This window comes from Kangiella sp., assembly GCF_014762745.1.
Taxonomy (GTDB): domain Bacteria; phylum Pseudomonadota; class Gammaproteobacteria; order Enterobacterales; family Kangiellaceae; genus Kangiella.
The window spans coordinates 1-13708 of record NZ_JABURJ010000043.1 but is presented as its reverse complement, the minus strand read 5'-3'; the positions used below and the strand labels follow the sequence as shown (position 1 = coordinate 13708).

Below are 13708 nucleotides of genomic sequence, written 5' to 3'. Positions count from 1 at the left end.
TCAGGCGCTTCCATACGAGCGCAAAAACTGCGACTATAATAGCTGAAAACTTCAGTGGTATGGAGCTAAGCTGAGTATAATGACTGTTATTGTAACGATTCGGCGTAACGATTAGGAGCTGGTTTTGACAAAAAATGACGATAATTTGATCTGGGTTGATCTGGAAATGACGGGACTGGACCCGGAAACTGATGTGGTTATTGAGATTGCAACTATTGTCACCGATAAGGATCTAAACATATTAGCGGAAGGTCCTGTGATTGCGATTCATCAGTCGGATGAGGTGCTCGACAATATGAATGAATGGTGCGTGGTGCAGCATGGCAAGTCCGGACTGACTGAGCGAGTGCGTCAAAGTACCATTGATGAAGAGAAAGCCAGCGAGCTGACCCTAGAGTTTTTGAAGCAGTGGGTTGATGAGGGTAAGTCTCCAATGTGTGGCAACAGTATCTGTCAGGATCGCCGCTTTATGGTTAAGTATATGCCAAAGCTGGAGTCCTATTTTCATTACCGTCATATTGATGTCAGTACTTTAAAAGAGCTGGCGCGCCGCTGGAAACCTTCCATCTTGAACGGTTTGACTAAGGCAGCAACGCATCTCGCGCTGGATGATATTCGAGAGTCGATAGAGGAGTGTCGTTATTATCGCGAGCACTTTATCAACCTGAACTAAATATATGAACTAAGGATAGTCTATGCATCCTGTATTTACAGCAGACAGCATCAAGATGATTGAGCAGGCCGCCGCCAAAGCTCAAGGGTTTGCTCTGTTTGAGCTTATGGAGCGGGCTGGGCGTGCAGCATTTGATTGCATGGAGCGTGAGTGGCCACTGGCGCATCGTGTAGTGATTGTGACCGGTTCTGGCAACAATGCTGGTGATGGGCTGATTCTTGCGGGCCTGGCACTGCGGGTTGGGATGCAGGTGACATTGGTACCGATTAAGCCGCTGGATGAGCTTACTGGTGACGCGGCCAAGGCCTGGCAGCAGCTTAAGGATAAAAATATCGCAGTTAAAGCACCAAGCCAGGGCTTGTTTGAACAGGCTGATGTGATTGTGGATGCCTTGCTGGGAACGGGTTTTAAAGGTCAGTTGCGAGAAGAATATGCGCAGGTGATTGAGCAGATCAATCAGTCGGGCATGCCAGTACTGGCTCTGGATCTGCCAAGCGGTGTTTATGCTGATTCAGGCCTGTGCGCCGATTCTCATATCAAGGCTGACCACACGGTGAGTTTTATTTTTTATAAAGTGTGTCAGGTCATTAACGAAGGTTTGGCCGCACAGGGTGAGTTACACCTGGCCACTTTAGGTATCAGTCAGTCGCAGTTTTATCAGCAGCAGCCAATTGCCTGGAAACAGTCTTATGCTGATGTGATTGATGAAATTCCTGAGCGAAGTGCGACAACCTATAAGCAGGCCTGTGGCCACTTACTGTGTATTGGTGGCGATTTCACCATGGGCGGCGCCATTATGCTGGCTACCGAGACGGCGCTGCGAGCTGGTGCGGGTCTGGTGACCACTTTCCTGCATCCGGATAATCGAAGTGCAGCTTTGGGATTTTGTCCGGAAGCCATGTGGCATGGTGTTGCTTTTGAAGAGCTGAGTTTTAACAGCCTGATTGAAGCAAGCCCTAAACAGTATGATGCGGTTGTGCTGGGGCCAGGTTTAGGCCGAAGCGAATGGGCGCGGCAGGTTTTTGAGCAGTCATTTAGCTATGCTGTGGAACAAAAACTGCCTTGTCTGATTGATGGCGATGGGCTTTTCTGGCTGCAGCAGCTGATTGAGCAAGATGAAAACTTGGCATTGCCACAGGCATTGATTGTGACGCCGCACCCAGGTGAGGCTGCACGTCTGTTAAGCTGGGATACAGCCACAGTCAGCGAGGATAGAATCACTGCAGCCAAAGCAATTGCCGAACGTTATCGCTGTATCTGTCTACTAAAAGGCGCAGGAACCATTCTGGCCGATGGTCAGCAGCTGGTGATAGCCGGTGGCGCCCATCCTGCCATGGCTACCGCTGGGCTGGGCGATGTGCTCAGTGGTTTGATTGGTTCGCTGCTTGTACAGGGTATGTCGGCCTGGGATGCAACGCGAGTTGCCACCTCGATTCACTTTGCAGCTGGCGTCGAAGCCGCTGGTGATAGAACTCGCGGCATGTTGGCTTCCGAGTTGATAGAAGCAATAAATTATCTGGTTAATCGATAACTGATTAACCCTTTGGTTTGGATTTGAGTGAATGCAGAAAATTACAGTTGAATTAGCAGATGAATCACAAACAGTGCGCATGGGGCAGAAACTGGCGGCCTGTATTAAAGCACCCATGACGATTTATTTTAAAGGTGAACTGGGCGCTGGAAAAACCACTCTGGTGCGCGGTATCCTGCGCGGCTTTGGTTATCAGGGGGCCACCAAAAGTCCAACCTACACTTTGGTGGAACCTTATGAGCTGGTAGGCCTCACTATTTATCATTTCGACCTTTATCGCCTGGCCGACCCTGAAGAGCTGGAGTTTATTGGTATTCGCGAGTATCAACAGCCGGATTCCATCATGCTGATCGAGTGGCCAGATAAAGGCGAAGGTATGATCCCCAGATCAGATTTGATGATCGAGCTGGATTATAAAGATGATGGGCGCAAGGTAACTTTGTCATCCGCGCACCCTGAGTTAATGCAAAAACTGGAAAAAAGCTGTGATTTTATGCCAAAATCAAGCTAAAGCACTGGGACTAAGTGGCTAACTATAACGATATGATGAGAAAGTGGCTGACAATATTTATGGGCATGGTTATGCTCGCGCTGAGTATAGCGGCTGCCGAGGCAGCGGTGATACAAAGCATGCGTTTCTGGCAATCGCCGGAATCAACTCGTGTTGTCCTCGATTTATCCTCTCCCGTCACTCACGAGGTCAGTATTCTGCAAAACCCTCATCGGATTGTGATAGACATTCCCGGTGCCAATGTCAATGTCGATCTTAATCGTCTTGAGATTCAAAGTGATCTGGTCAAGCGGGTACGTAAAAGTACACCACCTCGTGATGGTGTGTTACGCCTGGTGCTCGATCTGAATAAAGCTGCTGAACCGAAAAGTTTTTCTCTCAAGCCCTATCAGGAATACGGTGATCGGCTGGTCATCGACCTGTTTGATGAAAGCCGTCAGGAAGCGCCAACACCGGTCGCCAGCCGCGGCAGTGACCGCGATATCGTAGTTGCGGTTGATGCTGGCCATGGCGGAGAAGATCCCGGTGCCATGGGAAGTCGCGGTACTAAGGAAAAAGATATTGTTTTAGCGCTGTCGAAAGAGTTAGTGGCTGAGCTCAATAAGGTTGAAGGTATCAAAGCCTTTTTGACCCGAACCGGGGACTATTATCTGCCACACCGTAAGCGTACCGATTTGGCCAGAATGCAGCGAGCGGACTTGTTTGTCTCGGTACATGCCGATGGCTTCAAAAGCCCTAAGGCCAGAGGGGCTTCTGTGTGGGTTTTGAATTTACATGGTGCCAAATCAGAAGTTGCGCGCTGGATGCAGATGCAGGAAGAAAAGTCTGAACTGTTAGGTGGTGTGGATAGCTCGGTGGTCTTGTCTAACTATGATAACTCAGTGAAATCGGTACTGCTGGATCTTCAGATGGAAAACTCGATTACTGAAAGCACCAAAGTCGCCAACATTGTGCATGGAGCCATGAGTAAAGTGGTTCCAAAAATGCATAAAAAGCATGTTGAAGAAAACTCACTGCTGGTACTGAAAAATCCGGATATTCCATCGATATTGGTTGAGCTTGGTTTCATCACCAATCCACAGGAAGAAGCTCTAATGAAAACAGCTTCCTATCGTAAAAAGCTAGCCAGAGGCGTTGGCGATGGCATCGTTGATTACTTCAAGCAACATGCTCCAGACGGCACTTTATTCGCCGCTCGCTACCGCCAGAATATTTATCATGTGCAACGCGGCGACAGTCTGATCAAGGTGGCTCGCCGCTTTAATGTTTCTGTTCGAGATTTAAAAAATGCCAATCAGCTTTCGACCAACGTGGTAAAAATTGGTCAAAAACTGGTTATTCCAACTGCCGAATAATGCTGTTATTCGGCTTTACGTTTTGAACCACTAAGCTATCTCAATGCCTATTCATAAGCTTTCCCCATTAGTTGCCAATCAGATCGCCGCGGGTGAAGTGGTTGAGCGACCAGCCTCGGTTGTTAAGGAATTACTGGAAAATGCCATTGATGCCAAAGCTGACCGAATTCAAATTGACATTGAGCGAGGCGGAACGCGTTTAATTCGCGTAACCGATAATGGGGAAGGTATTGGCCGGGATGAACTTGAGCTTGCTTTGGCCCGCCATGCTACCAGCAAAATTGAGCATTCCGATGATCTGAAAGCCATCTATACTTTAGGCTTTCGTGGTGAGGCACTGGCCAGTATTAGCTCCGTTGCTAAGCTCAAATTAAGCTCAAGGCCACAGGCACAGGACATGGGCTGGTCAGCGGTTGCTGAAGGGCTGGACATGCAGGTTAAGTTGCAGCCACAGTCTTTACCTGCTGGCACTATCGTTGAAGTGCGCGATCTTTTTTTTAATACGCCAGCACGACAAAAATTTCTGCGCGCTGAGCGCACTGAGTTTGTGCATATCGAAGAAACGGTTAAACGAATTGCACTTGGTTCACCGCATGTGGCCATCACTTTGAGGCATAACAGTAAAGTGGTGAAGCGAGTACCTGCTGCTCATAACCATGAGCAACATCAGCAGCGGATTGGTTCGATTCTTGGCGCTTCTTTTTTGCGCGAAGCGATTAAGCTGGATAGCTCAGTTGAATCAACTCGTCTGTATGGCTGGTTGTCACCGGTCGAATGGCATCAAAGCTCAAGCCTCGGTCAGTATGTGTTTGTCAATGGCCGTGCCGTGCGTGATCGCACCCTGAATCACGCCATTCGTCAGGCCTATCACGACCGTCTTCCAGCAGGGCGCATGCCAGCCTATGTTCTGTACCTGGAACTCGAAGCATCGCAGGTGGATGTTAATGTGCATCCGACTAAGCACGAGGTACGCTTTTCCAATGGTCGTCAGGTACATGATTTCATGAGCCGAGCAGTTGAGGAAGCACTGCTGGAGCAGGGCGAAATGTTAGAGCCAAACAGTCACATTGGCGATACCGAAGACAATCTGGTTTATATGAAACCCAGCCTATCTGTGGTTCAGCCCACTACCAAAGCTGACCCTTATTTCACGCCGCGCAATCAGGCCGGCGCCTTTGCGGAACAGGTTAAAGATAGCGGCTCCGCTGCCTACTCAGCTCAGCTAGGTCGCCAATGGCCACAAAAGCCAAAACTGGCTGCAAGATTGGCTCAAGGTGATTTCTGGTTATTACATGATCGTTTGCTATTGCAACAGACTGAGCAGGGGGTTAAGGCGCTTGATCTGAAGGGCTATTTTTGCAGTCATATCAGTCAATGTTTGCAAGATGAATGGCAAATTGGTGAGGTGAAACAGCGGCTGATGTTGTTTCCCTTAAGGCTTGGCATTCCTGCCGATAGTGTCAGTGAAGGCTTTATTCGTGATTGGCAGGCGGCTGGTTTTGACCTGACTCTGACGGGGCCAAAAACTCTGGTGGTCAGAAAAGTGCCAAGCTGTATTTCGCATATCGACTTGCAGCAATGGCTACAGGAAACTCTCTATCAGGCGGTTAGCAGTAATTTATCCGCTAAGGACTGGCAAGCTCAATTATTACGAACTCTGGCAAATCACTGGGCGCCAGAAAGGCAGACTCATTGGCTGGAAGAATTGTCTCACTTACCCTGGGCTGAATCTTCCTTCTGCAAGTCTTATACAAGTGAGCAGTTACTTGAGTTGCTAGTAAGCCCTCATTCACTGCGATAATCAATCCAGGTGATTTAATGCATTCCTCCGGCGAATCCAAACAAAAACCGCTAGCCATTTTTGTGATGGGGCCGACTGCCTCTGGCAAAACCGATCTAGCCATTGAGCTGGTGGAAAGACTCAATGCGGACATCATCAGTGTTGACTCGGCCATGGTCTATAAAGGGATGGATATAGGTTCGGCCAAACCTTCGGCTGAAGAACTGGCGCGAGCACCGCACCGGTTGATTGATATTTGTGATCCTGCTGATCCTTATTCGGCTGCACGGTTTCGCGATGATGCTTTGCGTGAGATGGCGGACATTGTCAGTCAGGGCAAGATTCCTCTACTGGTCGGCGGCACCATGCTTTACTATAAGGCCTTACTGGAAGGGATGCATAACCTGCCAGACTCAGATCCGAAAGTGCGTGCTAACTTACAGCAACGCCTGGAGGCCGAGGGCTTAGCCAGTCTGCATCAGCAGCTGGCGAAAATTGATCCTGAGTCAGCAAGCCGTATCCATGAAAATGATCCGCAGCGAACGTTGAGAGCGCTGGAGGTTTACGAAATTACCGGAAAGCCTTTAAGCCAATTACATGCCGAGCAGGAACAAAATGATTTTCCCTATCGTACGTTACAAATTGCCATGGCACCTGAGGATAGAAGCTATTTGCACCAAAGAATTGAAAAGCGCTTTCACCAGATGATGGAGCAGGGCTTTTTGCAGGAAGTCGAGTCACTGTATCAGCGCGGTGATTTAAATCCGGACCTTCCCTCGATTAAGTCTGTAGGCTATCGCCAGATGTGGCAATACCTGGAAGGTGAGCTGACGCTTGAAGAAGCTATTGAGCGAGGTATTATCGCTACCCGCCAGTTAGCCAAGCGTCAATTTACCTGGCTCAGAAGCTGGAAAAACCTGCACTGGATGGAGTCCCGGCAACCCATAGAAAAGCTATATCAAGAAACTGTCCAATTGTTAAATTCTATGTAATGTGACGCTATCCTATTGATATATCTCGATCTGGCTGATTATTTCGTGTACACTTTTAGCGAGCTTGAACTTGATTAAGCTCGACTTAGATTTGATTTGTAGAAAAATGAATTATTGATTAAGGCCTGAGTTAGAAGTGGCCCCAATAATGAAAATACATAAAACACACAGGAGAGAGCTATGTCAAAAGGGCAATCACTACAAGACCCTTTCTTGAACGCATTACGTCGTGAGAAAGTGCCTGTCTCAATTTACCTCGTTAACGGCATTAAACTTCAGGGCCAGATTGAATCTTTCGATCAATTTGTCATTTTGTTGAAAAATACTGTTAGCCAGATGGTTTATAAGCACGCAGTTTCAACTGTTGTTCCGATCCGCAATGTTCGTGGTCATTATGGCCAGAATGGCGATAACGGCAATGGTGGTCCAGGTAACGATCACAACATGGGTCCTCAAGGCGGCGGTATGGGCCCCGGTCCTATGACTGGTGGTGGATACGGTACCGGCAGCGGACCAATGGGCGGAATGTAGTTTTTAATTCCTACCAGAGCTAGTTGTACTGGAGCGTGTTGACCTTTGATCTTCAATTTTTGTTCAAAACAAAAGCGTTCTGATCGCGACGCTTGTCACTTGGTTTAGTCATTCTAAACCTGTGGCGAGCAACAATGAGCAGGGCGCTTTTGATTGAATCCGACGGACAGCGTTTGTTTGGTCTTTCTACTGTGTTATCGCGTGAGGGTGTAGAATGGCTACACCACTCCCACGATGTCGTGTATAAAAACCAAACAAACTGCTGCAAAAACGAATATCAAAAGTCAACACGCTCCATATAAAGCCATCTGCCGATAACTATCGGTAGGTGGCTTTGTTGTCTTAAATTCTTTATGATTTACTCATCAATCCCTTTCTTTGTTTTCACAGCGAACGAGTTCGCATGTTGAGGTGATTTCTTGTTTGACCGACATAGTGGTGGCGAATCTGCCATCTTGGTACATATCGATTTTCAGCAATCCGTAAGTCAGGATAAACATCAGGAAGATTTACAGGAATTTGTGGAGTTAGCCCGCTCCGCAGGTCTTGAAGTTATGGATATCATTACTGCCAAGCGCTCCAGCCCTGATCCCAAGTATTTTATTGGCAGCGGAAAAATTGATGAAATCAAAAGCGCCAAACAGGCAACCGAAGCTAATGTCATCATCTTTAACCATAATCTTTCTCCAGCCCAGGAACGTAATATTGAACGTGCTGTTGAGGCGCGAGTTATTGATCGAATTGGTCTGATTTTGGATATTTTTGCCCAGAGAGCTTCCACCTTTGAGGGTAAGTTGCAGGTCGAGCTGGCTCAGCTGCGCCATTTGTCCACTCGCTTGATTCGAGGTTGGACTCACCTGGAACGACAAAAAGGCGGTATTGGTTTACGTGGTCCGGGTGAAACCCAGTTGGAAACGGATCGTCGTTTACTTCGTGAGCGTATTAAATATATTGATAAGCGTCTGGAAAAAGTATCCAAACAGCGTGAGCAGGGGCGTCGCTCAAGAAAACGCGCCAATATCAAAACGGTTTCTATAGTAGGCTATACCAACGCCGGAAAATCCACATTATTTAATTACTTAACTACCGCTGGCGTACTGGCGGAGGACAAGCTGTTTGCGACCCTGGATCCTACTTTGCGTCGCATCAGCCTGCCGCAGGGAACCGATGTGATCATTGCCGATACGGTGGGCTTTATTCGCCATTTGCCCCACGAATTGGTTGCCGCCTTCCGTGCGACGCTTGAAGAGTCGGTGGAAGCGGATGTCTTGCTGCATGTGATTGATGCGGCCAGCGAGCGGCGCGAAGAGAATATGGAGCAGGTAGAGGAGGTACTGACGGAAATCGGTGCTGAAACGATCCCTCGCCTTGAAATTTATAACAAGATTGACCTGATTGAAGGTGCAGAACCGCATATTGATCGGGATGACAAAGGTCGGCCGATTCGCGTCTGGATTTCGGTGCTTAAAGAGCAGGGCATTGAGCTGTTAAGAGAAGCGATTGAAGAGCTGGCCCAGGAAGAGCAGTTTAATGCTGAACTGCGCATACCTCCGCATCAGGGGCGTTTGCGCGGATTGCTTTACGAATTACAGGCTGTTGAGTCAGAAGATACCGGCGATAATGGCGACATTTTATTGACGGTTAGTCTGCCAAAATCAGATTGGGTTCGTCTGGGAAGGCAGCTTGAAAAAGATTTGACGCCTTTTGTGGTGAGTCCTTAAAAGCATCCTTTTGTAACAGAATGCCCGATTTGCCTTGAAAGGGAAGCTACTGCTCCCTACAATTCGGGATAGATTTTTTTAATAGTGAACTGGAGATGACTATGGCCTGGAATGAACCGGGTAATAACAACGATCAAGACCCTTGGGGCAAAAAACGCCCTAGTAATAACAATGACCTTGATAACCTGCTGAAGCAGGCCAGCGAGAAGTTCGGTGGTATTTTCGGCGGTGGCAAAGGCAATGGTAAAGGCGGTTCTGGTGGTAACGCCTCTTTTATTATTGGTTTGTTGGTGTTGGTAGCAATTTACTTATTCAAGTCTGCCTACACTGTCAATGAGAAGCAAAATGCAATCGTTTTGACTTTAGGTAAGCACACCCGCACTGATACGGCAGGTTTGCACTTTGCGTTCCCGCCCATTCAGCAGGTCTATCTGATTGACGTTGAAGGGATCAAGGACATCGAAGTAGAAGGTCTGATGCTGACCAAAGATGATAACGTGGCAACGGTTAAAGTTAAGGTTCAATATCGCGTTAACGATCCACTGGATTATAAATTTAACGTTGTAGATCCAGTTCAGACGCTAAAGCATGCAACAGAAGCTGCTTTACGTCAGGTCATTGGACACACTAAGCTTGAAGACGCTCGTACTGATAAGAAAGAAGAGGTTCGACAAAATATTGTCGAAGAATTGAAATCAATTCTTGAGCCTTACAACACTGGTATTGAGATCTTTCGTGTGAACTTGATTGGTAATGTGGATGTTCCACCTTCGGTTAAGCCCGCCTTTGATGATGCGATTAAAGCAGAAGAAGATCAACGTGCTTATATTGAGCAAGGCCAGGCCTATCGCAGTAAACAGATTCCTCTGGCAGAAGGTCAGGCACAGCAACTCATCCAGCAAGCTAATGCCTATCGTGCCCGCGTGATTGAAAAAGCGGCTGGTGAGGTAGCTCGTTTCGAGAAGTTATTGCCTGAATATACTGCGGCACCAGTGGTGACTCGTCAGCGTCTGTATATTGAAACCATTGAAAGTGTTCTGAGCAAAACCAGTAAGATTATGCTTGATGTCGAAGGTGGTAATAATATGACCTATATCCCGCTCGACAGTATTATGAAGCGTAGCAAGACTTCAGACACTGATAATAGCAATCAGAAGCAGCAGTAGGAGAACAACATGAATAAGCTAATTTCATTAATTGTAGTACTTATCATTGCTGCTATCGTCATCATGACCTGCACCTTTAAGGTTAAAGAGTGGGAAACAGCGATTGTATTGCAGTTTGGTAATATCAAAACCAACGATGATGAAACCGCAAAGCTGTATCAGCGCGGCTTCCATTTCAAGTGGCCCATCGCAGATGAAGTGGTTACGATGGACAATCGGATTCAGACTTTTGATGGGGAATCTGACCGTATTGCAACAGAAGAGCAGAAAGATCTGATTGTTGATAGCTATATCAAATGGCGTATTAAAGATTTTGATCATTTCTATCGCCGTACCGGTGCTGACTATCGTGTGGCTGAGCGTCTATTGGATAACACGGTTGAGAACGCCTTACGTGAAGAGTTTGGTAAGCGTACGCGCACTCAGGTTGTTTCCGGTGAGCGTGAAGAAGTCATGGGCTTGATGCTGACTGAAACGCAGAAGATTGCACCTGATCTGGGTATTGAAGTAGTCGATATTCGTGTCAAAACGATTAACCTGCCAACAGAAGTGAGTGAGTCAATTTATAACCGTATGCGTAACGAGCGGGTCAAAATTGCCAATGCGCATCGATCAGAAGGTGAGAAAGATCGTCAGATTCTGATTGCTGAAACTGACGCTGAAATTCAGCGAATCCTAGCAGAAGCTGATCGTAAAGCGCGGGTGATACGTGGTCAGGCGGACGCAGAGGCAACGGAAATTTATGCTAAAACTTACGGCAAGAACCCAGAGTTTTATGCATTCTTGCGCAGTCTGGATGCTTATAAAGAATCCTTTAAAAGCGAAGACGATGTTATCGTCATTAAGCCAGACAGTGAATTCTTTAAGTATTTCAAAGATATGGATGGAAAATAAAACTTTCCATCAGGGCAAGGGCCAGCTTAGCTGGCCTTTTTTAATGGGTCGATAGCTGGTTAATGAAACTGAGCGGGTGATCTTATGACACAGGAAATCATGATAGCCTTAGGTCTGTTGCTGGTATTTGAAGGTTTTTTGCCAGCAGTGATGCCAAAAGCATGGAAACGGATGATGTGGGAAGTGATGAAACGACCCGACAGCAGTGTCCGTATTGGCGGTTTTTTAACGATGCTGGCCGGTCTTGCCTGGGTCTTTTGGGTATTATAAGTTAAAAGGCTGTATCCGAGAGCTAGAAAGTCTCTGATTTTCAAAGTTAACTCCTTGATATTCCAAGCGGCTAAGCTGGTTTTTATAGCGGAGCTCGATTTTTTCAAAAAAAGGGGGATTTTCGCGTTTTTTGACGGTAAAATGCGCGGTTTCCTGTCCTTTTTCGTGGCAATAAACCCATCAATCTACTAAGTAGAGAAAGAGTTAAAAATGGCACAAAGCGTTGTGGTACTAGGCACCCAGTGGGGTGACGAAGGTAAAGGTAAAATCGTTGACTTGTTGACTGAACAGGCGAGCGCTGTCGTGCGCTACCAGGGCGGTCATAATGCAGGTCATACACTGGTTATCAAAGGCGAGAAGACTGTACTTCACTTGATTCCATCGGGGATCCTGAATGACGGTGTTATGTGTTACATCGGTAACGGTGTGGTGCTTGCCCCAGATGCCTTACGCAAGGAAATGGATATGTTGCTTGAGCGAAACGTGCCTGTTATGGAGCGTTTACGCGTCAGCCCTGCCTGTCCTTTAATTCTTCCTTACCATGTGGCTTTGGATAATGCCCGTGAAGCTTCGCGTACTGAGCAGAAGAAAATCGGTACGACCGGTCGCGGTATTGGCCCGGCTTATGAAGACAAGGTGTCACGTCGCGGTTTACGTGTTGAAGACTTGTTCGATCTTCCGCGCCTGGAGGAAAAACTTCGTGATGTTATGAAGCTGCACAACTTTGTGCTAACCGAATATTACAAAGCTGAGCCAATCGACTTTGATGAGACTTTTGCGCTGTGTAAAGAATACGCCAAGTGGCTAAAACCTATGGTTTCTGATGTGCCGGCTATTCTTGCTGACATGCGCCGCGAAGGTAAGAAATTGATGTTTGAGGGGGCACAAGGGACTTTGCTGGATATTGATCACGGCACCTATCCCTTCGTGACTTCTTCAAACACTACTGCCGGTGGTGTAGCAACCGGCTCTGGTGTTGGTCCACGTCATATTGATTATGTGCTTGGTATCACTAAAGCCTACACTACGCGTGTTGGGGGTGGTCCATTCCCAACCGAATTATTCGACGATACCGGCAAGCACCTGGCGAAAGTGGGTAACGAGTTTGGTGCAACAACGGGGCGCCCACGTCGTTGCGGCTGGTTGGATGCAGTAGCACTTAAGCGTGCGGTTGATATTAACAGCGTGTCCGGTCTTTGCATGACTAAACTGGATGTCCTGGATGGTCTTGAGACAGTAAAAATCGCGGTTAAATATGACTGCCCAGTGAATGGCGAAATGCATAATACGCCAAGCTGTGCTGAAGATTATGAGCGCTTAAAGCCAGTCTATATTGAGCTGCCTGGTTGGAAAGAGTCAACCTTCGGGGCTAAATCATTGGATGATCTTCCCAAAAACGCCATAGACTTTATTGCTAAAGTTGAAGAGTTGGTCGGCGTTCCGGTCGATATTATTTCAACCGGTCCAGATCGCGTCGAAACCATTATTAAGCGTCATCCTTTTGAAGCCTAATAGATAAACGTCGAAAGCGACCTGCGGGTCGCTTTTTTTTTGTCAAAAGAGAAAATTAGCATGATTCCCAAAGCCAAATATAAGCATTACAAAGGTCAGTTCTACGAAGTGCTGGACGTGGCGCGTCATTCAGAAACGCTGGAATACTTTGTGGTCTATAAAACCCTGTACGGTGATTACGATACCTGGATTCGTCCATTGGATATGTTTACAGAAACTGTCGAAGTTGATGGCGTGCAGGTTAAGCGTTTTGAGTTGGTCGAAAATTAAGGGTGGTTTTTTTACTTTCGTCATTCACCACGGGCACTTCCTACGGTCGCCCGCGTAGGTGACCAAAGGGAATGCCCTCGGGTGCGGGAATCTATATCTTTTTTAATCATTCCTGCACCTATCCTTTCGCTACTCAGCGAGTTACTTTTACGGAATACATCCTTGTATTCCGCTGAAGCCAGCGTCGTTTCACTCCGCTGTTCAAATTTGTTCCAGACAAATTTGTCTTGCCCTAAGTAACCACAAAATCGTCAGGAACGATTTTGAATAGCGAAGCTAGCCCGAAGGGTGAAGTACAGGATGTACTTCATAAAAGAAGACCACCCGTATATTGAGGTCACGCTTTGCGTGACTACCCGCGCCACTCCCAAAATACTTAACGCAGGGTCTGCCCCCTTGGGTACCAGAATTTACATCACATCTCCCTAAAGGGATTTCCTTTGGTCACTGTGCTGAAAATTCTTATCAAAATCATCTCCCTAAAGGGATTCCCTTTGGTCAC

The 13708-nt window shown here is 47.2% G+C and carries 12 protein-coding genes and 1 pseudogene; all 13 read left to right on the top strand.

All coding sequences use genetic code 11. The features are described from left to right. Positions 1 to 124 precede the first annotated feature (124 nt). The gene (orn, locus tag HUJ19_RS02800) at positions 125 to 673 is read left to right on the top strand and encodes an oligoribonuclease (RefSeq protein WP_290622170.1); all 549 of its coding nucleotides are present in this window, start codon (positions 125 to 127) and stop codon (positions 671 to 673) included. Positions 674 to 695: 22 nt separating this feature from the next. Next, the gene (locus tag HUJ19_RS02795) at positions 696 to 2204 is read left to right on the top strand and encodes an NAD(P)H-hydrate dehydratase (protein ID WP_290622169.1); all 1509 of its coding nucleotides are present in this window, start codon (positions 696 to 698) and stop codon (positions 2202 to 2204) included. 31 nt (positions 2205 to 2235) lie between these two features. Continuing rightward, on the top strand, positions 2236 to 2715 hold the full coding sequence (tsaE, locus tag HUJ19_RS02790) for a tRNA (adenosine(37)-N6)-threonylcarbamoyltransferase complex ATPase subunit type 1 TsaE (protein ID WP_290622168.1): 480 nt from the start codon (positions 2236 to 2238) through the stop codon (positions 2713 to 2715). 14 nt (positions 2716 to 2729) lie between these two features. Further along, positions 2730 to 4070, top strand: a complete 1341-nt coding sequence (locus tag HUJ19_RS02785; protein WP_290622167.1) for an N-acetylmuramoyl-L-alanine amidase — start codon at positions 2730 to 2732, stop codon at positions 4068 to 4070. A 43-nt stretch (positions 4071 to 4113) separates the two neighbouring features. Next, on the top strand, positions 4114 to 5871 hold the full coding sequence (gene mutL / locus HUJ19_RS02780) for a DNA mismatch repair endonuclease MutL (RefSeq protein WP_290622166.1): 1758 nt from the start codon (positions 4114 to 4116) through the stop codon (positions 5869 to 5871). 17 nt (positions 5872 to 5888) lie between these two features. Then, entirely contained in the window at positions 5889 to 6842 is a 954-nt protein-coding gene (gene miaA / locus HUJ19_RS02775) for a tRNA (adenosine(37)-N6)-dimethylallyltransferase MiaA (RefSeq protein ID WP_290622164.1), read from the top strand. Between the two features lie 180 nt (positions 6843 to 7022). Next, a pseudogene (gene hfq, locus HUJ19_RS13030) lies at positions 7023 to 7349 on the top strand (RNA chaperone Hfq); the annotation flags it as partial. Positions 7350 to 7792: 443 nt separating this feature from the next. Next, entirely contained in the window at positions 7793 to 9094 is a 1302-nt protein-coding gene (gene hflX, locus HUJ19_RS02765; protein ID WP_290622162.1) for a ribosome rescue GTPase HflX, read from the top strand. A gap of 101 nt (positions 9095 to 9195) precedes the next feature. After that, positions 9196 to 10260 (top strand): FtsH protease activity modulator HflK, encoded by a 1065-nt coding sequence (gene hflK, locus HUJ19_RS02760; RefSeq protein WP_290622160.1) that lies wholly within the window; start codon positions 9196 to 9198, stop codon positions 10258 to 10260. A 9-nt stretch (positions 10261 to 10269) separates the two neighbouring features. Next, on the top strand, positions 10270 to 11154 hold the full coding sequence (hflC, locus tag HUJ19_RS02755; protein ID WP_290622158.1) for a protease modulator HflC: 885 nt from the start codon (positions 10270 to 10272) through the stop codon (positions 11152 to 11154). A gap of 84 nt (positions 11155 to 11238) precedes the next feature. Further along, positions 11239 to 11424 carry a DUF2065 domain-containing protein gene (locus HUJ19_RS02750; protein WP_290622156.1) on the top strand — a complete coding sequence of 62 codons (186 nt, stop codon included), beginning with the start codon at positions 11239 to 11241 and terminating at the stop codon, positions 11422 to 11424. Between the two features lie 210 nt (positions 11425 to 11634). Continuing rightward, a complete protein-coding gene (locus HUJ19_RS02745) occupies positions 11635 to 12936 on the top strand; it encodes an adenylosuccinate synthase (RefSeq protein ID WP_290622154.1) in 1302 nt (433 codons plus the stop codon). A 60-nt stretch (positions 12937 to 12996) separates the two neighbouring features. After that, on the top strand, positions 12997 to 13206 hold the full coding sequence (locus tag HUJ19_RS02740) for a DUF1653 domain-containing protein (RefSeq protein WP_290622151.1): 210 nt from the start codon (positions 12997 to 12999) through the stop codon (positions 13204 to 13206). The last annotated feature ends 502 nt before the right edge of the window (positions 13207 to 13708 follow it).